Source organism: Bacillus sp. CGMCC 1.16607 (genome assembly GCF_042683745.1).
GTDB lineage: Bacteria > Bacillota > Bacilli > Bacillales > Cytobacillaceae > Pseudoneobacillus.
The window spans coordinates 547789-569373 of sequence record NZ_JBHUJX010000025.1 but is presented as its reverse complement, the minus strand read 5'-3'; the positions used below and the strand labels follow the sequence as shown (position 1 = coordinate 569373).

Annotated in this window: 22 protein-coding genes and 1 other annotated feature; all 22 genes read left to right on the top strand. The window is 35.9% G+C overall.

The features are described 5' to 3' along the window. Window positions 1-17: 17 nt before the first annotated feature. The 22 genes from grpE to glyS all read left to right on the top strand — a co-directional run bounded on the left by grpE (window position 18) and on the right by glyS (window position 21489). A complete protein-coding gene (gene grpE, locus ACFSO7_RS19350; protein WP_377879489.1) occupies window positions 18-542 on the top strand; it encodes a nucleotide exchange factor GrpE in 525 nt (174 codons plus the stop codon). A gap of 31 nt (window positions 543-573) precedes the next feature. After that, complete coding sequence (gene dnaK, locus ACFSO7_RS19345) at window positions 574-2388, top strand: molecular chaperone DnaK (RefSeq protein WP_377879005.1); 1815 nt, start codon at window positions 574-576, stop codon at window positions 2386-2388. Between the two features lie 139 nt (window positions 2389-2527). After that, window positions 2528-3652, top strand: coding sequence for a molecular chaperone DnaJ (gene dnaJ, locus ACFSO7_RS19340; protein ID WP_377879004.1), 1125 nt, complete (start codon window positions 2528-2530; stop codon window positions 3650-3652). Between the two features lie 19 nt (window positions 3653-3671). Then, on the top strand, window positions 3672-4610 hold the full coding sequence (gene prmA, locus ACFSO7_RS19335) for a 50S ribosomal protein L11 methyltransferase (RefSeq protein WP_377879003.1): 939 nt from the start codon (window positions 3672-3674) through the stop codon (window positions 4608-4610). Between the two features lie 232 nt (window positions 4611-4842). Then, complete coding sequence (locus ACFSO7_RS19330; protein WP_377879001.1) at window positions 4843-5592, top strand: 16S rRNA (uracil(1498)-N(3))-methyltransferase; 750 nt, start codon at window positions 4843-4845, stop codon at window positions 5590-5592. Window positions 5593-5598: 6 nt separating this feature from the next. Then, the gene (mtaB, locus tag ACFSO7_RS19325; RefSeq protein WP_377879000.1) at window positions 5599-6954 is read left to right on the top strand and encodes a tRNA (N(6)-L-threonylcarbamoyladenosine(37)-C(2))-methylthiotransferase MtaB; all 1356 of its coding nucleotides are present in this window, start codon (window positions 5599-5601) and stop codon (window positions 6952-6954) included. A 142-nt stretch (window positions 6955-7096) separates the two neighbouring features. After that, window positions 7097-7270 carry a 30S ribosomal protein S21 gene (rpsU, locus tag ACFSO7_RS19320; protein WP_019154564.1) on the top strand — a complete coding sequence of 58 codons (174 nt, stop codon included), beginning with the start codon at window positions 7097-7099 and terminating at the stop codon, window positions 7268-7270. A gap of 15 nt (window positions 7271-7285) precedes the next feature. Continuing rightward, window positions 7286-7732, top strand: coding sequence for a GatB/YqeY domain-containing protein (locus tag ACFSO7_RS19315; protein WP_377878999.1), 447 nt, complete (start codon window positions 7286-7288; stop codon window positions 7730-7732). A 209-nt stretch (window positions 7733-7941) separates the two neighbouring features. After that, the gene (locus ACFSO7_RS19310; RefSeq protein ID WP_377878998.1) at window positions 7942-8691 is read left to right on the top strand and encodes an NfeD family protein; all 750 of its coding nucleotides are present in this window, start codon (window positions 7942-7944) and stop codon (window positions 8689-8691) included. Beyond that, a complete protein-coding gene (gene floA / locus ACFSO7_RS19305) occupies window positions 8684-9682 on the top strand; it encodes a flotillin-like protein FloA (RefSeq protein ID WP_377878997.1) in 999 nt (332 codons plus the stop codon). Before ACFSO7_RS19310 ends, floA begins: the two co-directional genes overlap by 8 nt. A gap of 32 nt (window positions 9683-9714) precedes the next feature. After that, the gene (locus ACFSO7_RS19300) at window positions 9715-10179 is read left to right on the top strand and encodes a hypothetical protein (protein ID WP_377878996.1); all 465 of its coding nucleotides are present in this window, start codon (window positions 9715-9717) and stop codon (window positions 10177-10179) included. Between the two features lie 62 nt (window positions 10180-10241). After that, window positions 10242-10526, top strand: a complete 285-nt coding sequence (gene yqfC, locus ACFSO7_RS19295) for a sporulation protein YqfC (protein ID WP_377878995.1) — start codon at window positions 10242-10244, stop codon at window positions 10524-10526. A gap of 15 nt (window positions 10527-10541) precedes the next feature. Further along, window positions 10542-11732, top strand: coding sequence for a sporulation protein YqfD (gene yqfD / locus ACFSO7_RS19290; protein ID WP_377878994.1), 1191 nt, complete (start codon window positions 10542-10544; stop codon window positions 11730-11732). Then, window positions 11733-12692, top strand: a complete 960-nt coding sequence (locus tag ACFSO7_RS19285) for a PhoH family protein (protein WP_377878993.1) — start codon at window positions 11733-11735, stop codon at window positions 12690-12692. 184 nt (window positions 12693-12876) lie between these two features. Next, entirely contained in the window at window positions 12877-15012 is a 2136-nt protein-coding gene (locus ACFSO7_RS19280; protein WP_377878992.1) for an HD family phosphohydrolase, read from the top strand. Between the two features lie 17 nt (window positions 15013-15029). After that, window positions 15030-15500: an rRNA maturation RNase YbeY gene (ybeY, locus tag ACFSO7_RS19275; RefSeq protein WP_377878991.1), complete on the top strand. Its 471-nt coding sequence runs from the start codon at window positions 15030-15032 to the stop codon at window positions 15498-15500. Continuing rightward, window positions 15484-15867: a diacylglycerol kinase family protein gene (locus tag ACFSO7_RS19270; RefSeq protein ID WP_377878990.1), complete on the top strand. Its 384-nt coding sequence runs from the start codon at window positions 15484-15486 to the stop codon at window positions 15865-15867. The genes ybeY and ACFSO7_RS19270 overlap by 17 nt, the downstream gene beginning before the upstream one ends. A gap of 262 nt (window positions 15868-16129) precedes the next feature. Continuing rightward, window positions 16130-17050 carry a GTPase Era gene (gene era / locus ACFSO7_RS19265; protein WP_377878989.1) on the top strand — a complete coding sequence of 307 codons (921 nt, stop codon included), beginning with the start codon at window positions 16130-16132 and terminating at the stop codon, window positions 17048-17050. 139 nt (window positions 17051-17189) lie between these two features. Further along, window positions 17190-17333, top strand: a complete 144-nt coding sequence (locus ACFSO7_RS19260; protein WP_377878988.1) for a YqzL family protein — start codon at window positions 17190-17192, stop codon at window positions 17331-17333. Between the two features lie 33 nt (window positions 17334-17366). Further along, on the top strand, window positions 17367-18119 hold the full coding sequence (recO, locus tag ACFSO7_RS19255; protein WP_377878987.1) for a DNA repair protein RecO: 753 nt from the start codon (window positions 17367-17369) through the stop codon (window positions 18117-18119). 174 nt (window positions 18120-18293) lie between these two features. Then, window positions 18294-18473: a binding site (T-box leader), on the top strand. Window positions 18474-18533: 60 nt separating this feature from the next. After that, window positions 18534-19424, top strand: a complete 891-nt coding sequence (gene glyQ / locus ACFSO7_RS19250) for a glycine--tRNA ligase subunit alpha (protein ID WP_377878986.1) — start codon at window positions 18534-18536, stop codon at window positions 19422-19424. After that, window positions 19417-21489, top strand: coding sequence for a glycine--tRNA ligase subunit beta (gene glyS / locus ACFSO7_RS19245; protein WP_377878985.1), 2073 nt, complete (start codon window positions 19417-19419; stop codon window positions 21487-21489). Before glyQ ends, glyS begins: the two co-directional genes overlap by 8 nt. The last annotated feature ends 96 nt before the right edge of the window (window positions 21490-21585 follow it).

The following is a 21585-nucleotide window of genomic DNA, read 5'->3' as shown; positions in this document are numbered from 1 at the left end:
CAAAAGCAAATGCTGAAATGGAAACAGAAGTAGAAGGTACGAAAGAAACAATTGAGGAAGTTTTCGCTGAAGAAGTAGAAGAAACTGGGCAGTTAACCATTCAAAAGGAACTAGAAGCAAAGCTAGAAGAGGCTGATACTCGTTATCTTCGTTTACAAGCTGATTTCGACAATTTCCGTAGACGTACAAAACTTGATTTTGAAGCGAATCAAAAATATAGAGCACAAAATATTATTTCTGACATATTACCAGTTTTGGATAATTTCGAACGTGCATTGCAAACACCAGTAGATAATGAGCAAGCCAAATCCTTACTTCAAGGTATGGAAATGGTTTATCGAAGTCTACTAGAAGCTCTTAATAAAGAAGGTGTTGAAGCAGTTGATGCGGTTGGAAAAGAATTTGATCCACATTTACATCAAGCTGTTATGCAAGTTGAAGCTGAGAATACTAATTCTGGAATCGTATTAGAAGAATTCCAAAAAGGCTATAAGTTAAAGGATCGAGTGATTCGACCTGCAATGGTAAAAGTTAGTCAGTAAAGACTTACATAAATAAGAGGAGGATAAATTCATGAGCAAAATTATTGGTATTGACTTAGGTACAACAAACTCATGTGTGTCTGTTTTAGAGGGCGGAGAGCCAAAAGTTATTCCTAATCCAGAAGGTAACCGTACAACACCTTCTGTAGTTTCTTTTAAAAGTGGTGAAAGACAAGTTGGGGAAGTGGCTAAACGCCAAGCTATTACGAATCCAAATACGATTATGTCCATCAAACGTTATATTGGGACAAATCATAAAGTTGAAATCGAAGGTAAAAATTACACTCCACAGGAAGTTTCGGCAATCATTCTTCAATATTTGAAGTCTTATGCAGAAGACTATCTTGGAGAGCCAGTAACAAAAGCGGTTATTACGGTTCCAGCTTATTTTAATGATGCTGAACGTCAAGCAACGAAAGACGCTGGGAAAATTGCGGGTCTTGAAGTAGAACGTATCATTAACGAACCTACTGCTGCTGCTTTAGCTTATGGATTAGATAAAATGGACCAAGACCAAACGATTCTTGTTTATGACCTTGGTGGCGGTACATTTGACGTGTCTATTTTAGAGCTTGGAGACGGTGTTTTTGAAGTAAAAGCAACTGCTGGTGACAATCGTCTAGGTGGAGATGATTTTGACCAAGTTGTAATGGATTACCTCGTTGAACAATTTAAAAAAGAAAACGGCATTGATTTGTCAAAAGATAAAATGGCTGTACAACGTCTAAAGGACGCTGCTGAAAAAGCGAAAAAAGATTTATCTGGAGTAACCTCTACACAAATTTCATTACCATTCATCACAGCAGGAGAAGCTGGTCCGTTACATTTAGATGTAACAATGACTAGAGCGAAGTTTGATGAAATTTCAGCTCACCTTGTTGAACGTACCATGGGCCCTACACGCCAAGCTCTTCGTGATGCAGGTTTAAATCCTTCTGACATCGATAAAATTATCCTAGTTGGTGGATCAACTCGTATTCCAGCTGTTGTGGAAGCAATTAAAAAAGAAACTGGAAAAGAGCCATCTAAAGGGGTTAATCCAGATGAAGTTGTTGCTATGGGTGCCGCTATTCAAGGTGGGGTTATTTCCGGTGATGTTAAAGATGTTGTCCTACTTGATGTAACACCATTATCTTTAGGTATTGAAACAATGGGATCTGTATTTACAAAATTAATTGAACGTAATACAACAATCCCTACATCTAAATCACAAGTATTCTCTACTGCTGCTGATAGCCAAACAGCTGTTGATATTCACGTTTTACAAGGTGAACGCCCAATGGCATCGGATAATAAAACTTTAGGACGTTTCCAATTAACTGATATTCCACCGGCACCTCGTGGAGTTCCACAAATTGAGGTTACATTTGATATTGATAAAAATGGTATCGTAAATGTTCGTGCAAAAGATTTAGGTACAAATAAAGAACAAGCAATCACCATCAAATCATCTACTGGCCTTTCAGATGATGAAGTTCAAAGAATGGTAAGAGAAGCGGAAGAAAATGCAGAAGCGGATAAATTACGTAAAGAAGAAGTAGAACTACGTAATGAAGCTGACCAATTAGTATTCCAAACAGAGAAAACGATGAAAGACCTTGAAGGCAAAGTGGATGAAGCTGAAATTGCTAAGGCAAATGAAGCAAAAGATGCTCTTAAGGAAGCTATCGAGAAAAACGATCTTGGAGAAATTCGTACGAAAAAGGATGCACTTCAAGAAATCGTTCAAAATCTTACTGTGAAGCTATATGAACAAGCTCAACAGCAAGCACAAGCTGCACAAGGTGCTCCGAAAGATGATAACGTAGTTGATGCAGAATTTGAAGAAGTAAAAGACGACAAATAAGCCTTGCCTAATGAAAAGTCAAAGTCAGTTTTTTAAAATGGCTTTGACTTTTTCGTTGTACTAACGTGCTTCCACTTTTCTAAGTGTTATGCTTTATGATAAAATAATCTTTATGTGAAACGAATCGGGAGTGGAAAAGATGAGTAAAAGGGATTACTATGAAGTACTTGGAGTAAGTAAAAGTGCTTCAAAAGACGAATTAAAAAAAGCCTACCGTAAACTTTCAAAACAATATCATCCAGATATAAACAAAGAAGCTGATGCCGCTGATAAATTTAAAGAAATTGCTGAAGCTTATGAAGTTTTAAGTGATGACCAGAAAAAAGCCCAATATGATCAATTTGGTCATGCAGGTCCTAATCAAGGATTTGGTGGTTCTGATTTTGGTGGAGGTTTTGGCGGTTTTGAGGATATTTTCAACTCATTCTTCGGTGGAGGAGGAACGAGACGAAGAGATCCAAATGCTCCAAGACAAGGGGCGGATTTACAATATACAATGACACTCAATTTTGAAGAAGCTGTTTTTGGCAAAGAAATGGACATTGAAATTCCACGCGAAGAAGCATGTGATACTTGTAACGGTTCAGGTGCAAAGCCGGGGACTAAACCTGAAACATGTAACCACTGTAAAGGTTCTGGTCAATTGAACGTGGAACAAAATACACCTTTTGGCCGAATTGTGAATCGACGAGTCTGTCATTATTGTAATGGTACTGGAAAAGAAATTAAGAACAAATGCAATACTTGCAGTGGAACTGGAAAAGTAAAAAAACGAAGAAAAATCAATGTGAAAATTCCTGCAGGTGTGGATGATGGCCAACAATTGAGAGTCGCTGGTCAAGGTGAGCCAGGTACAAATGGTGGTCCAGCAGGTGATTTATATGTTGTATTCCATATTCGTCCACATGAGTTTTTCGAAAGGGATGGCGATGATATTTATTGTGAAATGCCAATCACTTTCGTTCAGGCGAGTTTAGGTGACGAAATTGAGGTTCCAACAATTCAAGGGAAAATTAAACTTAAAATCCCAGCAGGAACACAAACAGGTACTAAATTTAGATTAAAAGGAAAAGGAGTTCCTAATGTTCGAGGCTATGGTGTGGGTGATCAACATATCCTTGTCCGAATTGTGACTCCGACTAAACTAACAGAAAAACAAAAACAACTTTTAACAGAGTTTGCAGAAATTAGTGGTAGTGTTCCACATGGTGAGCAAGAGGAAGGTTTTTTCTCGAAAGTAAAACGTGCCTTCAAAGGTGACTAAAGGATTGGAGTTGGCGGATGTGAAATGGTCAGAAATTAGCATTCATACGACAAATGAAGCGATTGAACCAATTTCGAATATACTGCATGAGGCAGGGGCTAGTGGTGTAGTAATTGAAGATCCATTTGACTTAACGAAAGAAAGGGAAGACCAGTTTGGTGAGATCTACCAACTTGATCCAAAGGATTATCCTGATGAAGGTGTAATCATTAAAGCTTATATCCCGTTAAATAGTTTTTTAGGTGAAACGGTTGATGGCATAAAAGAGGCGATCAATGGTCTAATTCTGCATAATATTGATATTGGATTAAATAAAGTTAGTATAAGTGAAGTAAATGAAGAGGAATGGGCAACAGCGTGGAAAAAATACTATCATCCTGTGAAAATTTCTGAAAAATTTACGATTGTACCGACTTGGGAAGAATATACACCTGTTCACAGTGATGAGCTTATTATAGAACTTGATCCAGGTATGGCTTTTGGAACAGGAACACATCCCACTACAGTTATGTGTATCCAGGCTTTAGAAAGAACGGTTAAAAAGGGCGATAAAGTCATTGATGTTGGGACTGGATCAGGCGTACTAAGTATTGCTGCAGCAATGCTTGGAGCAAGTAAAATCTCAGCTTATGATCTTGATGAAGTAGCTGTGACAACAGCAAAAATGAATATCGAACTTAATAAGGTTCAAGATATTGTAGAAGTTTCGCAAAAAAATCTTCTTAATGGGGTAGAGGAAGAAGTAGATGGAATTGTTGCCAATATTTTAGCTGAAGTCATTGTTCGATTCACAGATGAAGCCGCAAGAATTATTAAAAAGGACGGCTATTTTATTACCTCGGGTATCATCCAACAGAAAAAACAAGATGTGAAGGATGCACTAACAAATTCTGGATTTGAAATTATCGAAACACTATTGATGGAAGATTGGGTTGCTTTAATCGCAAAAAGAATCTAATTTTCTAAAGAAAGGGGATCTTCCCCTTTTTTCTGTGTTTTTTACAAGTTAAGAAAGCACAACATTTTCGGACTTCGAAAAATGTCTAGCGCAAGCGTTCTGACCCTCGAGGTCAAATGTTCGAAACCCCAAAAGTCAAAGAACGACTTTCTGGGTTTCGAAGCATTTGCTTTTCGGGGCTGATCAAGGCGCTTCCCGCTTTTCTTACAATATTAGATTGGGTGTGTGGTAAATGCAACGTTACTTTTCCTTCGATATAAATACAAATGGACAAGTTGTGATTACAGGTGACGACTATCATCATATTGTTCGAGTCATGAGAATGTCTGAAGGGGATCAACTTGTTTGTGTGAACTCTTCAGGTCAATCAGGGATTTGCACAATTGCAGAAATTACCGATGAATTCGTTCAATGTGATGTAGTAAAATGGGAAGAAGGAACTTCCGAATTACCGATTCGTGTGGTCATTGCGAGTGGTCTGCCTAAAGGGGATAAGCTGGAATGGATTATACAAAAAGGGACAGAACTTGGTGCCAATCAATTTATCCCTTTTACTGCAGCCCGTTCAATTGTGAAATGGGACAATAAAAAGGCTGAAAAAAAAGTCGAAAGATGGCAAAAAATTGCAAAAGAAGCTGCTGAACAATCTCATCGACATAAGATTCCAGGTGTTCATGAGCCAGTAGATTTGCAATCATTAATTGCCTTAAGTGAAGGTTTTGAATGTAAACTTGTCGCTTTTGAAGAAGAGTCACGAAAAGGCGAAACTTCAATATTAGCAAAATCGCTACAAAAATTAAAAGATCAACAATCCTTGATCGTTGTCTTTGGTCCTGAAGGTGGTTTAACTTCTAATGAGGTAGGCCTTCTACAGGAGCATGGTTTTCAATTATGTGGACTAGGTCCAAGAATATTAAGAACAGAAACAGCTCCTTTATATTTATTATCAGCTGTTTCCTATCATTTTGAATTATCGAGGTGATTTATCATGCCAACAGTTGCTTTTCATACATTAGGATGTAAAGTAAACCATTATGAAACAGAAGCCATCTGGCAGCTTTTTAAACAAGAGGGCTATGAACGAGTCGAATTTGAATCGTCATCAGATGTTTATATTATTAATACTTGTACGGTTACAAATACAGGGGATAAAAAAAGTCGTCAAGTGATTCGTCGTGCAGTAAGAAAAAATCCAGATGCAGTTATTTGTGTAACTGGATGTTATGCACAAACATCACCAGCTGAAATCATGGCAATACCTGGTGTGGATGTCGTTGTAGGTACCCAAGATCGTGTTAAAATGCTTGACTATATTGAACAATATAAAAACGAACGACAGCCAATTAATGGTGTTCGTAATATTATGAAAAACCGAGTTTATGAAGAGTTAGATGTTCCAGCGTTTACCGATCGTACTCGTGCCTCATTAAAAATTCAAGAAGGTTGCAATAATTTCTGTACCTTCTGTATTATTCCTTGGGCTCGTGGTTTAATGAGATCTCGTGATCCAAAAGAAGTCGTTAATCAAGCACAGCAATTAGTAGATGCGGGTTATAAAGAGATTGTGTTAACAGGCATTCATACAGGTGGATATGGGGAAGATTTGAAGGATTACAATTTGGCTATGCTTCTTAAGGACTTAGAGGCAAAAGTAACTGGGCTTGAACGTCTTCGTATTTCATCTATTGAAGCAAGCCAAATCACAGATGAAGTGATTGAAGTCATAAATGAATCCAATATTATCGTTCGTCATTTGCATATTCCTATACAATCAGGATCAAATTCTGTTTTAAAAAGAATGCGTCGTAAATATACGATGGAATTCTTTGGTGAACGTTTGGATCGATTGAAAGAAGTCCTACCTGGACTGGCGGTTACTTCTGATGTCATCGTTGGTTTCCCTGGCGAAACAGAAGAAGAATTCATGGAGACTTATAATTTTATAAAAACACATAAATTTTCAGAATTACATGTTTTTCCATATTCAAAACGTACTGGAACACCAGCTGCTCGTATGGATGAGCAAGTTGATGAGGAAGTCAAAAATGAACGTGTCCATCGCTTAATTTCTCTTTCTGATCAATTAGCAAAAGAGTATGCATCACAGTTTGAAGATGAAGTGCTAGAAGTGATACCAGAGGACGTTTTCAAAAACGGCGAAGCAGAAGGATTGTTAGAGGGTTATACTGATAATTACTTAAAAGTTATTTTTCCAGGAAATGAAGAAATGATAGGAAAAATTGTTAAAGTAAAAATCGAGAAGGCAGGATATCCTTATAATGAGGGGCAGTTTGTTCGGGTATTAGATGAAAATGTCTCTTTAAAAGAAAAGGCAGCTATATAAATGTAGTTTTTTGTAGAAATAAGGAGATAAATTACAACGCGAATACGTTTTAATTACAGTTGACCTTGTTTCACTGTTATATTATAATCGTAAGGTACATTGTTTGATGTTAGTGTGTTGTGTTCGGAGGGAGGGAAAGAGAATGTCTAAAACTGTCGTTCGCAAAAACGAATCGCTTGAAGATGCTCTTCGTCGCTTCAAACGTACGGTATCTAAATCTGGTACTATACAAGAAGCTAGAAAGCGCGAATTCTACGAAAAGCCGAGTGTAAAACGTAAGAAGAAGTCTGAGGCTGCAAGAAAACGTAAGTGGTAAGAGAGGGTGTATGTAATGAGTCTTCTCGAGCGTTTAAATAATGATATGAAGCAAGCGATGAAAAACAAAGAAAAAGACAAGCTCTCCGTTATTCGGATGATCAAAGCTACGATGCAAAACGAAGCAATTATGCTTGGCAAGCAGGAGCTTTCTGAAGAAGAAGAGCTAACGGTCCTATCTCGCGAAATGAAACAACGCAAAGACTCCCTCCATGAATTTGATAAAGCTGGTCGTAATGACCTTGTAGAAAAACTACGACAAGAAATAACAGTAGTTGAGTTATACATGCCAAAACAACTTTCTGAAGAGGAAATCGCTAATATTGTAAAAGAAGCAGTAGTAGAAGTTGGTGCCACTTCAAAAGCGGATATGGGTAAAGTGATGTCTGCCATCATGCCGAAAGTTAAAGGTAAGGCTGATGGATCACTAGTAAATAAACTTGTACAACAACACCTTTCATAACTAAACATCAAAGACCGCAAGCATTATGCTTGCGGTCTTTTTAAAAAGAATGAACAAAAGCATAGGGCTTGGCGCTGGAGCTGGACGTGAACCATACATTGCTAATGTGTTGATCACATCCGAGTATTTAAATTTCTTAAACGAAAAAATGAAACTTTCACTCTTTTCATTCGTATTTAAAAGTAAGACAAAAGAAAGGGGGGAAGAAGATGAGAATTAAAGGGGTATTACTCTTTTTTCTGCTTATTATTACCTGCTTTTCATTGAGTATTCTATTTGATGAAAGTTCACTACGACATATAGGAAGTTTCTTAACCAATCCTATCGTAATCACGATACTTTTATCCATAGGTTGTCTAGGACTTGTGCTTGAACTTTATTCTCCGGGATTTGGTTTTTCAGGATTTCTCGGGCTTTCTGCATTTTCATTATTTTTCTATGGCCATCTTGTAGAAGGTCTAATTGGATATGAAATGATTTTTCTTTTTATTATCGGATTTGCACTTATCTTATTAGAACTTTTTTTACCTGGTGGAATTATTGGTATCATTGGTCTTGCCGCTATGTTAGCAAGCTTATTTTTGGCTAGTGATAATATAATTCATATGGGGATATCGATAGTAATCGCACTTTTCATTTCAATCATTGCGTCTATTTTCATGATAAAGGTGTTGGGGAGAAAAATGAGTATTTTCAAAAAAATCATCTTAACCGATTCTACTACAACGGAACAAGGATATGTTTCCAATGTGAATAGAACCGAGTTGATTGGTAGGAAGGGAACTACCTTAACCCAGCTTCGTCCAGCTGGAAAGATTATGATAAATGAAGAAATTGTTGATGCCGTTAGCGAAGGAGCCTTCATACAAAAGGATCAGCTTATTAAGGTTGTTAAGGTTGAAGGTTCAAGGATTGTCGTAAGGGAATTTAGAGAAACAAAGGAGGAAGAAAATGATTGATCCGAGTTTAGCATTTTTCATTATTATTATTGTTATTGGCTTCATTCTGCTTTCTGTATTATTAACATTTGTCCCAGTAATGCTTTGGATTTCAGCATTGGCAGCTGGTGTAAGGGTAAATATATTTACGCTTGTAGGTATGAGACTTCGCCGAGTGACACCAAGTCGAGTGATTAACCCATTGATTAAGGCTCATAAAGCGGGCTTGAATGTAACAATTAATCAATTGGAAAGTCATTATTTAGCTGGTGGTAACGTAGACAGAGTTGTAAACGCTTTAATTGCCGCACATAGAGCCAATATTGAGTTAACCTTTGAAAGATGTGCAGCAATCGACTTAGCTGGTCGAGATGTGTTGGAAGCTGTTCAAATGAGTGTTAACCCAAAAGTAATAGAGACTCCGTTTATCGCGGGTGTGGCTATGGATGGAATTGAAGTGAAAGCTAAAGCTAGAATCACTGTTCGTGCTAATATTGAACGATTAGTAGGTGGTGCTGGTGAGGAAACGATTGTTGCCCGTGTTGGGGAAGGGATTGTATCAACGATCGGGGGATCGGATAATCATAAAAAAGTATTGGAAAACCCAGATATGATCTCACAAACAGTTCTTTCTAAAGGTTTAGATGCAGGAACAGCATTTGAAATTCTATCGATTGATATTGCGGATGTAGATATCGGTAAAAATATCGGTGCAGAATTACAAACGGAACAAGCAGAAGCAGATAAAAAAATTGCTCAAGCAAAAGCAGAAGAACGCCGTGCAATGGCGGTAGCCCAAGAACAAGAAATGAAGGCGAAAGTACAAGAAATGCGTGCAAAAGTAGTAGAAGCAGAAGCTACGGTTCCTTTGGCTATGGCGGAAGCTTTAAAATCTGGAAATATTGGTGTCATGGATTATATGAATATCCAAAATATTTCAGCAGATACCGATATGAGAGGTTCAATCGGCAAATTGTCTAGTGATAAAAAAGATGATGACAGAAATAAATAGATTTATTTTAGCGAAGAAGGGAGGTTTCCCTTTTGGATTTTATCTTTGACAATTGGGTGGTTTTTCTCTTTATTATTGGAGCGATTACTTCCGTTTTAAAAAAATTAAAGGAATCGAATAATGATCATTCACGAACAAAACAAACGGAATGGAAAAAAGGGAGAGACTTTCCACCAATAGTTCATGAAAACCAACCAGAAATTTTACGTTCCGACTCGAAACCAAGTATGAAAAAAGAGAAAAGGCTGGAGAAGTACGAAGATAGGAAGGAAGTTTCTGAAAAAAGTATTCAAAATGAAAAAATTACTTCTATAAAACATACTAGTCAGCAAAGAGAAAAACGAAAAGAAATCATTTCGGAAATTGAAAAAAATGGGGAGGATTTTGACTTTACTCCTAAAAAAGATAATGTGATTGAGGGGGTTATTTGGGCGGAAATTCTTGGACCACCAAGAGCTCTAAAATCTCATTCAACAAGAAGAATAGCTAAAAAATAAGGTTAATGTTCTATTACCTCCTTTTATCTCATACATTTGAGATGAAAGGGGGTTCTTTTTTTATGACCAAAAGATGGGGACTTAAGGTCCGAAAATGGATGACAGAAAAAATGGATCTTCCTCAAGATGTCATGATGGATTTACCCCGAATTACGATGATCGGACAAATTCATATTTATATAGAAAATCACCGTGGACTTCTAACCTTCTCTGACCAAGAGTTGCGCCTTTTATTGAAACAAGGTCAATTACTTGTAAAAGGAAAAGGATTTGTTATCAAAACTATACTACCAGAGGAAATCCTCTTAGAAGGAAAAATAGATCATGTCATTTATTTAAACGAATAATTCAGGGGGAAGAAAATGAAGAATCAGTGGATCGAATTTTATTCCGGCATAGTCACTGTAAAGGTTACTGGAAAAGGGATTGAAAGATTTATTAATTCCCTCACAAGAAATGGGCTTGTTATTTGGAATGTCAAAAAGGTGGGAACCGATACAATTCTTTTTAAGATGAAATTATCCGATGTTAAACATTTACGTAAAGCAAAACGGTCATTTGACTGTAAAGTTAAATTCCTGCAAAGAAAAGGTGCACCATTTCTTTTGAAAAGATTGTTTCGTAATGGCGGATTCCTAGTTGGAGCACTTGGTTTTATCCTTATCATGATCCTCCTATCAAATATGGTATGGGGGATTGAGATTAAAGGAGCAAAACCTTCAACTGAACATCAAATTAGAAAAGAACTAACGAAACTAGGAATAGATGTAGGAAAGCTTCAATTCAATATTGATGATGTTGATACAATTCAAAAAAAATTAACAGATCGAATCGAAGCATTGACTTGGATCGGTGTGGAATTAAAAGGGACGACCTACCACTTTCAAGTTGTTGAAAAAAATCAACCTGAAAAACCTAAGCTTTTAAGTCCAAGAAATTTGGTCGCTAAGAAAAAAGCGGTCATCGTAAAAATATTTGTCGAAAAAGGACAAGCTAAGGTAAAACTATTTGATCATGTTGTTCCTGGGCAATTGCTAGTATCGGGTACAATTGGTAAGGAAGAGCAGCCAACGATTATCCCAGCAAAAGCAGAAATTCTTGGTGAAACATGGTATAAATCTGATGTGACTTTACCGTTGAAATCGACTTTCTACGTATTCAATGGTGGAGAGAAGGAAAAACAAGCGATTCGATTTGGGAAATTTCAAGTTCCATTTTGGGGATTTGGAAAAATTCCATTTCAGGAGTATGAAAAGGAAACAACAGAAAAGAAAATTCGTCTTTTAAAGTGGGAGCTCCCTATTTCCTATGTAAAGGAAACATATCGTGAGCGAGAAAAAGTAACTAGGGAATACACGAAAGAAGAAGGTTTACAAATGGCAAGCAATTTGGCAAGAGAAGATATTAAAGGGATCTTGTCAGAAGGGGCTAGTATAAAGGGTGAAAAAGTTTTGCACCAATCCATTCAGAATGGTAAAGTTAACTTATCAATTCATTTCCAAGTTATAGAAGATATTGTTAAGGCGCAACCAATCACTCAAGGAGACTCGTAAATGACAGAAGAAATTAAAACAATGGATATTCATCTAGATAACCCAAATGAGGCATTAAATTTATTTGGTAATGCAGATTCAAATCTAAAGATGCTCGAACAAGAATTAACTGTTTCAGTGATCACAAGAGGAGAATCAGTAATCATATCAGGTAGCTCTCAAAATGTTGAAATAGCTGGGAAGATATTAGAGAAACTTCTTTTCATTATTCGTAGAGGGATAAATATCAGTTCAAGAGATGTGTTATACGCCATTCAGCTTGCTCATAAAGGGACTTTGGAATATTTCATTGAAATATATGATGAAGAAATTACTAAAAATGCAAAAGGTAAATCGATCCGTATAAAAACACTAGGACAACGTCATTATGTCACAGCGATTAAACAAAATGATTTAGTATTTGGTATCGGGCCTGCTGGTACAGGAAAAACCTATTTAGCTGTTGTCATGGCTGTTAATGCATTGAAAAACGGGCAAGTGAAACGTATTATTTTGACTAGGCCAGCAGTAGAGGCGGGAGAAAGTCTTGGCTTTTTACCAGGAGATCTAAAAGAAAAAGTGGATCCATATTTAAGACCTTTATATGATGCTTTACATGATATTTTAGGAGCAGAACATACAGGTAGACTCATGGAGCGAGGAACGATCGAAATTGCCCCTTTAGCTTATATGAGGGGACGTACACTTGATGATGCTTTTGTTATTCTTGATGAAGCACAAAACACTACACACGCTCAAATGAAAATGTTTTTAACTCGTCTTGGATTTGGGTCGAAAATGGTCATCACAGGTGATCGAACACAGATTGATTTGCCAAAGGGAGCTAAATCTGGGCTAATCGTCGCTGAAGAAATTTTGAATAATGTAAAAGGTATTTCCCTTATTTATTTAGAGCAAAGCGATGTGGTTCGCCATCCTTTAGTAGGTCGAATCATTGCGGCTTATGAGACACTAAATTAAATTTACAAAGAGACTAGTCTACAAGAATTTCATGATTAAGACTAGTCTTTTTTGCATTTTGGCGCATTAAAGGGTTTTTTAGTGAAAAAAGTTATGAAAACTGTTATGATTTTACAAAACATACTGAAATGCGAAAGCATTCGCTTATCTAGTCTAATCATGGACTGTGATAGGAGGGGAAGATATGGATAATTTTCAAAAACACTTAGGGAAATTAAGGAATTTATTAGATATTTCTTTTTTTCGTGTTTTATTGTATTTGATTATGGGATTTGTTCTATTTATGTCCATGTATAGCAATGTCAAACCTGAAAAACTAGATATTAGAAGATTAGAGGTATCAAAACAAACAGTACGTTCGCCAAGTACTGTGGAAGATAAGTTAAGTACGGAGAAAAAGAGGAAAGAAGCATCAGAACAGGTAAAAGATGTTTATGTTGTCAATCGGGAAATTGCTGAGAATAGAATTGATTTAACGATTTCGATATTTGAATCGGCTCTTGAGGTAAATGAAGATATAAAGGAATCACTTGCGAATACAGATGAAACAGACAAAATACCTCCAAGCATACAAACAAGGGTAACAACGTTAAAAGAAAAATTGACTGAGAATGAAACTAAAGAACTTTCGAACCAAACTTTCGAAGCGCTCCTCCTTGCCAAGAAAGATGAAGTATTGATCGCAAAGGATTTAACCATTACTGCCATTAATGAAGTAATGAGCGTTAGTATTTCAGCTGATGGTGTGGAAAATGCGAAAAAGCGATTAGAAGAGCAACTGAAATTCTCAAGCTTGAATAGTAATTTAAAATCTGCGGCTATCGAAATTGGTAGATATGCAGTTATTCAAAATAAATTTTACGATCAAAAAGCTACAGAAGAATCAAGACAGCAAAAAATGGAAAGTGTTGAACCTGTGAAAATTTTACAGGGGCAAATTATTGTTGAAGAAGGTCAACTCGTCAATCCAGATATTTATCGTCAGTTAGAACTAGTAGGATTGATAAATAGTGAAAAGGCTATCCAACCATTTGTTGGTCTAACATTGATTATTTCTATTATGCTCGCTTCCATTTATTATTATTTTAACGAGTTAAGAACATCAGCAGAGACAAAACAATCTTATTTACTTTTATTTAGTATCATCTTTATTTTAGCAATTATCATTATGAAAATAGTTAGCTTGTTCCAACAATTTGACTATGCAGAAATCGGTTATATATATCCAGTTGCAATGGGAGCACTTCTTATCAAAATATTAATGGAAGAAAAGCTCTCGATTCTTTTTACTATGATTATTGCCGTTTGCGGCAGTATAATTTTTAATCAAGGTGTAGCAGGTACATTTAACACTTCAGTTGGAATTTATATATTATGTAGCGGGATTGCGGGCATCCTTATCTTAAGTAGACAAAATCATCGATCAAAAATTTTAAAGGCTGGTCTTTATGTTTCAGTGGTTAATTTGGTCGTTATATTTTCGTTAATGTTTTTACAAAATGGGCAATATAGTGGTCTTGACTACGGTTTTTATGTCATTGTTGCTCTCGTATCAGGGATTACTTCGTCTGTTCTTACAATCGGGTTTTTACCATTCTTTGAAGCAAGCTTTGGGATTTTGTCAACGATGCGCTTAATTGAGCTTTCTAATCCTAACCATCCGCTTTTAAGAAAAATACTTACAGAAGCACCGGGGACATATCATCATAGTGTAATGGTAGCGAATCTAGCGGAGGCTGCCTGTGAGGCGATTGGTGCAAATGGACTTCTTGCACGTGTCGGTTGTTATTATCATGATATTGGGAAAACTAAGAGGCCACAATTTTTCATTGAAAATCAAATGAATATTGAAAATCCTCATGATCGTTTACCACCTCAAACGAGTAGAAATATCATTGTTGCTCATGCGACAGATGGGGCAGAAATGCTTAAAAAGCACCGAATGCCAAAAGAAATTGTGGATATTGCGGAACAACATCATGGGACAACTTTATTAAAATTCTTCTACCATAAGGCTAAGAAAAATGGTCTTGAGGCTAAAGAAGAAGATTATCGTTATCCAGGACCACGTGCACAAACGAAGGAATCAGCTATCATAGGGATTGCAGATAGTGTAGAGGCAGCTGTCAGGTCGATGTCACAGCCATCTGCTGAACAAATTGAATCATTAATTCGTAATATTATTGCGGACAGACTTCAAGATGGTCAATTTAATGAATGTGATTTAACTTTAAAGGAAATAAATGTAGTTGCACATTCATTAAGTGAAACACTTAAAGGTATATTCCATTCACGAATAGAATATCCAAAAAATGAGTAATCAAGGGTGGACGAAGAATGACTTTAGAAATTGATTTTGTAGATGAAACAAGTAGTTTATCTGTAGAAGAGATTACGGAAATAGGCAGTTTATTGAATTTTGCTGCTAAGAGACAAGAGGTTGAAATAGGGAGTGAAATCTCCATTACCTTTGTTACAAATGAGAGGATTCAAGAAATTAATCGAGAATACCGGAACAAGGATAAATCAACAGATGTGATTTCCTTTGCAATGGAAGAGCTTGGTGAAGGAGAAGTGGAAATTGTCGGAGCCGATCAACCAAGAGTTTTGGGAGATATTATTATTTCCATCCCAAAGGCAAAGGAACAAGCAGAAGAGTATGGTCATTCTTTCCTGCGTGAATTAGGATTTCTAGCGGTTCATGGTTTTCTCCATTTATTAGGGTTTGACCATGAAACGGAGGAAGAAGAAAAGGAAATGTTTTCTTTACAAAGAGAACTTTTAGAAGATTATGGCCTTAAACGATAAAAAACGGAAACGTAAATTTGCTGATACCTTCAAGTTTGCAATTGAAGGTATTTGTTGTTCCATTTTTCAAGAACGAAATATGAGGATCCACATAATTATTTCTTTATTAGTCGTATTTATCGGCTATTGTCTTTCGATCAATCGTACAGAATGGATGTTTATTTTATTTGCTATTGGCGGAATGCTTGCATTGGAAATGATAAATTCTGCAATAGAGAGGGTAGTTGATTTAGTAACAGACTACCAGTTTCATTCATTAGCTAAACAAGCAAAAGACATCGCGGCAGGTGCTGTTCTAACGTATGCTTTCTTATCCATCATTATAGGAATGATCATCTTCATTCCTAAAATTATTACACTTTTTTGAGAGGAGCTAAATAAGCTCCTCTATTTTTCAACCTTATTTGATAATGTTAAACACTTTCGATAAAATGACATAAATAAGGCAAATAGCCTTAAATGTTTAGAAAATTCAAATTTTTATATTACGTTTTTGCAACAACTAATGAAATAGGAAAAGAAATGAGGTAAAATAAGAAATAAAGAAATTTAGTTTAACCTGTTAATTGCTTATACTAAAGATTTTAGAATTTGTACTTACTAGGATATGCGCATACCGGAGGAATCAAATGAACAATCAAAAGCAAAGCACAGCATACAAATCAGGTTTTATTTCCATTATTGGCAGACCGAATGTTGGGAAATCAACCTTCCTAAACCGAGTCATTGGGCAGAAAATTGCCATTATGAGCGATAAACCACAAACAACTCGAAATAAAGTCCAAGGAGTATTAACAACAGAAGATTCGCAACTCATTTTTATCGATACACCTGGAATTCATAAACCAAAACATAAACTAGGCGATTTTATGATGAAGGTCGCACAAAATACGTTAAAAGGTGTAGACCTTATTCTCTTTATGGTAAATGCTGAAGAAGGATTTGGCCGTGGAGAAGAATTTATCATTGAAAAGTTTCAGACTGTGAATACACCTATCTTCTTAATCATTAATAAAATTGACAAAATACACCCTGACGCACTCTTTACATTAATTGAATCATATAAGGAAAAATATCCTTTCCAGGAAATCGTCCCAATTTCGGCATTGGAAGGAAATAATGTTGAACATCTTTTAAAGGTAATTAAGGAAGTTTTACCTGAAGGGCCACAATATTATCCAGCAGATCAAGTAACCGATCATCCAGAGCGATTTATTGTCTCGGAATTAATTCGTGAAAAAGCTTTACACTTAACACGGGAAGAAATACCTCATTCCTTAGCAGTTGTAATTGAAAAAATGGAACGAAGACATGAGAAAGATGTCATCAATGTAATGGCAACAATTATTGTCGAGAGAGATTCCCAAAAAGGGATTATTATTGGAAAACAAGGAAGTATGCTAAAGGAAATTGGGAAACGTGCGAGAATCGATATTGAAAATTTATTAGGTTCAAAGGTTTTTCTTGAGCTTTGGGTTAAAGTTCAAAAGGATTGGCGGAATAAGATGTCACAGTTACGAGATTATGGATTTCGAGATGATGAGTATTAATCCTTAGATTGGTAAAAAATGTTTATTCATAATTAGAATTAGTAAATATTTCGTCTCATGAAATTTGATTGTTTGGCTAAGATAAACGTAAGGATTTGGGATTTACAACGCTAGTAAAAATTGAAAGGTGGGGTTTTCGATGTTAGATTTTACCTGGAAAGTGTTTTCTCAAACAGGTAACATTGACACTTATCTAATCTTTAAGGAGTTAGAGAAGGAAAAGCAAGAAATACCCAGAAATCAGGATGATGAGCTAGCTGAGATTGATTTTCCCATCTCATAGATTTGTCACAAATATATTGGATGGTGACGCTAGATGCTTCAAAAATGCGAAGGCATCGTCATAAGAACAACCGATTACAGTGAAACAAATAAAATTGTAACATTATACACCCGTGAATGGGGAAAGGTAGGAGTGATGGCGCGTGGTGCAAAAAAGCCAAACAGTCGATTGGCTGCCATCACTCAGCTTTTTTCTTACGGTTATTACTTAATTCAAAAAGGAAATGGTTTAGGTACTTTACAGCAAGGAGAAATGATTTCTTCCATGAGAACCATTCGTGAAGATATCATTTTAACTGCTTATGCCAGCTATATTTTAGAATTAACAGATAAGTGTACAGATGAAAAAAAACCTAATCCTTATTTATTTGAACTATTATTACAAACAATTAACTATATGAATGAAGAGTACGATTTAGACATTCTCATTCATATTTTTGAAATGAAAATGTTAAACTCCTTAGGTCTGTATCCAATTTTAAATCAATGCGCCGTTTGTGGTAAAACAGACGGTCATTTTTCATTTTCTATTCGTGAAAATGGCTTCATTTGTCATCGATGCTTAGAAACAGATCCTTATCATTTTAAGATTTCAAGTTCAACCGTGAAGTTATTAAGGATCTTTTATTTTTTTGATTTATCTAGATTAGGAGATATTTCGGTAAAAGCAGAAACAAAACAGGAACTAAAAAAAATTATTCATGCTTATTATGAAGAATATTCTGGGCTTCATTTAAAATCCAAAAAATTTCTTGACCAAATGGACCAATTCCGAATGAAGTTATAACCTTGTTGACAATGAGTAAATATTTAATATAATATCTTTATTATATAAGAAAAGCGTAAGCGCCTTGATCAGCCCCGACAAGCAAATGCTTCGAAACTCAGAAAGTCGTTCTTTGACTTTTTGAGTTTCGAACATTTGACCTCGAGGGGCTAGGCGCTGGAGCCAGACAAAAAAATAGTTGCTAAGAAGGAAAATAGTACTTATTTCCCTCTATGAAAGCGAGCCTAGGATAGTGGGAGCTAGGTGATAGAACAATAAGGAAGGCGTTCTGGAGCAGCATTTAGTTAAAGTGGCAACTTTTATATTTTAAAGGTTGCAATTAGGGTGGAACCGCGGGTAACTCTCGTCCCTATGCTTAGGCATAGGGACGAGAGTTTTTTGTTTTTTAAAAATTTATGGAGGTGTATTGTACCAATGAATATTCAAAACATGATTTTAACGTTACAAAAGCATTGGTCAGAGCAAGGTTGCATTTTGATGCAGGCCTATGATGTTGAAAAAGGAGCGGGAACAATGAGTCCGTATACATTCCTGCGAGCGATCGGACCAGAGCCATGGAATGTTGCTTATGTTGAGCCATCACGTAGACCTGCTGATGGAAGGTATGGGGAAAATCCTAACCGACTTTATCAGCACCATCAATTTCAGGTGATTATGAAACCATCACCAGATAATATCCAAGAGCTTTATTTAGATTCACTTAAAGCCTTAGGGATTAATCCACTTGAGCATGATATTCGTTTTGTTGAAGATAACTGGGAAAACCCATCTTTAGGTTGTGCAGGTTTAGGATGGGAAGTGTGGTTGGATGGAATGGAAATTACTCAATTTACGTATTTCCAACAAGTTGGTGGATTAGAATGTAAGCCTGTATCTGTTGAGATTACGTATGGAATTGAACGTTTAGCTTCTTATATTCAAGACAAAGAAAATGTATTTGATTTAGAGTGGACAGAAGGGTTTACAGTTCGAGATATCTTTTATCAGCCTGAATACGAACATTCAAAATATACATTTGAAACTTCTAATAAAGAAATGCTCTTTAATCTATTTAACATATATGAACAAGAAGCACACCAGCAAATGGATAATGGTCTCGTGCATCCAGCGTATGATTATGTGTTAAAGTGCTCACATGTTTTCAATCTTTTAGATGCGAGGGGGGCCATTTCTGTTACTGAAAGAACAGGTTATATTGGCCGCTGCCGAAATTTAGCACGAAAAGTAGCGAAAACATTTTATGAAGAAAGGGAAAAACTTGGATTCCCTATTTTAAAACGTGAGGAGGCAAACAAAAATGAGTAAACGTGACTTGCTATTGGAAATTGGATTAGAAGAAATGCCTGCTCGCTTTATTTCAGAAACTTCCTTGCAGCTAGAACAAAAGGTTACTGCTTGGTTAGATGAAAATAAAATATCTTATGATAAATTATACCGCTATTCCACTCCAAGAAGATTAGCAATCCTTCTCGAAGGTGTAGCTGAAAAACAAGAAGATAGTCAAGAAGAGGCGAAAGGACCTGCGAAGAAGATTGCTCTTAATGATCAAGGGGAGTGGAGTAAAGCTGCCATTGGTTTTACAAAAGGTCAAGGTGTAAATGTAGAGGATATCTATTTCAAAGAGATCAATGGAATTGAATATGCTCATGTGAATAAATTTACAAAGGGGAAGGAAACGAAAGAATTATTTCCTAACTTAAAACAAGTAATTACAAATCTTTATTTTCCAAAAAATATGCGCTGGGCTAATCAGGATCTAAAATATATTCGCCCAATTAAGTGGTTAGTAGCTTTATTTGGAACTGAAATCATCCCATTTGAAATAACGAATGTTCATACAGATCGATTCACTTTTGGGCATCGCTTTCTAGGTGAGAGAATCACTCTCGATACACCTTCAGATTATGTACAAAGGATGCTTAGTCAATTTGTTATGGTCGATGCTTCTGAAAGAAAGACAGCTATTTTATCACAACTTGAAAATTTAATGGAAGAAAAAGATTGGCAAATTCCTGTTGATGAAGACTTACTTGAGGAAGTAACAAATCTTGTTGAGTACCCAACCGTTTTGTTCGGGCAATTTGAAGAATCGTTCTTGGATTTACCAGAACAAGTGTTAATTACATCAATGAAAGAGCATCAACGTTATTTCCCAGTTAAATCAATAGAAGGGCAGTTATTGCCTTTCTTCGTAACGGTAAGAAATGGTGATCATATGCACTTGGAAACCGTTGCAAAGGGAAATGAAAAGGTGTTACGTGCTAGGCTTTCAGATGCTGCATTTTTCTATAAGGAAGATCAAAAATTAAAGATTGATGATTGTTTACAAAAACTAAATTCCATTGTCTATCATGAAGAAATAGGGACACTTTCTAATAAAATGGCAAGGGTTCGTGAATTGGCAAACAAAATTGCATTATTAACGATAGAAAATGCCGAAGAACAAAAAGCAGTAGACCGGGCGGCAGAAATTTGTAAATTTGATTTAGTAACAAATTTAGTTTATGAATTTCCAGAATTACAAGGGGTAATGGGTGAAAAATATGCCATGCAAAAAGGTGAAGATGATCTTGTGGCATTAGCCATCAATGAGCATTATATGCCACGTAGTGCTGATGGAATGACTCCAACCAGCAATGTTGGTGCTGTACTTGCTCTTGCAGATAAACTTGATACAATTACCTCTTTCTTTGCAATTGGAAAGATTCCAAGCGGTTCTCAAGATCCATACGCACTTCGACGTCAAGCATCAGGTATTGTTCAAATATTATTAGATCGAAAATGGAATGTTTCTTTAGAAGAAATACTTTCATTTACAATCAATTTAATTGAACAGGCAAAAATCCAAAAGAAATCAAATGAAGAAATGAATGAAGAGCTCATAAGCTTTTTTAAACTTCGAATCAAACATTTACTACAGGAAAAAGGGATTCGTTATGATATTATAGAAGCTATTTTAGGTGGAAATATCGGTGTTGTAGGCTCACTTGTCTCTCGTGCTTTAATTTTAGATCAGAAAAAAGCAGATGTTGATTTTAAAGAGAATATGGAAGCCTTAAGTAGGGTATTAAATATTGCTGGGAAAATTGACGAAATACAAGAGGTTAAGCCATCATTATTCGAAAATGAATTTGAAAAAACATTATATGAGCAAATACAATTACTTGAGAAAAATCTTGACCATTTGAACAACGACGAAAAGAATTATGAGTTATTAATCTCTTTAAAACCTGCCATTGACAATTTCTTCGATCATACAATGGTCATGGTAGATAACCAAGAAATCAAAATGAATCGATTAAGTTTACTCGCAACTCTTGCAAATTATATTTTAAACTTTGCAAAAGTGAATGAGATCATTGTCAAATAACTGTAAAAGCCTGTCATCATTACGACAGGCTTTTAATCTTTTTCATTTACCTATATTAAGTATATAATAATTCTTATGAATAAATCGTATTTATCA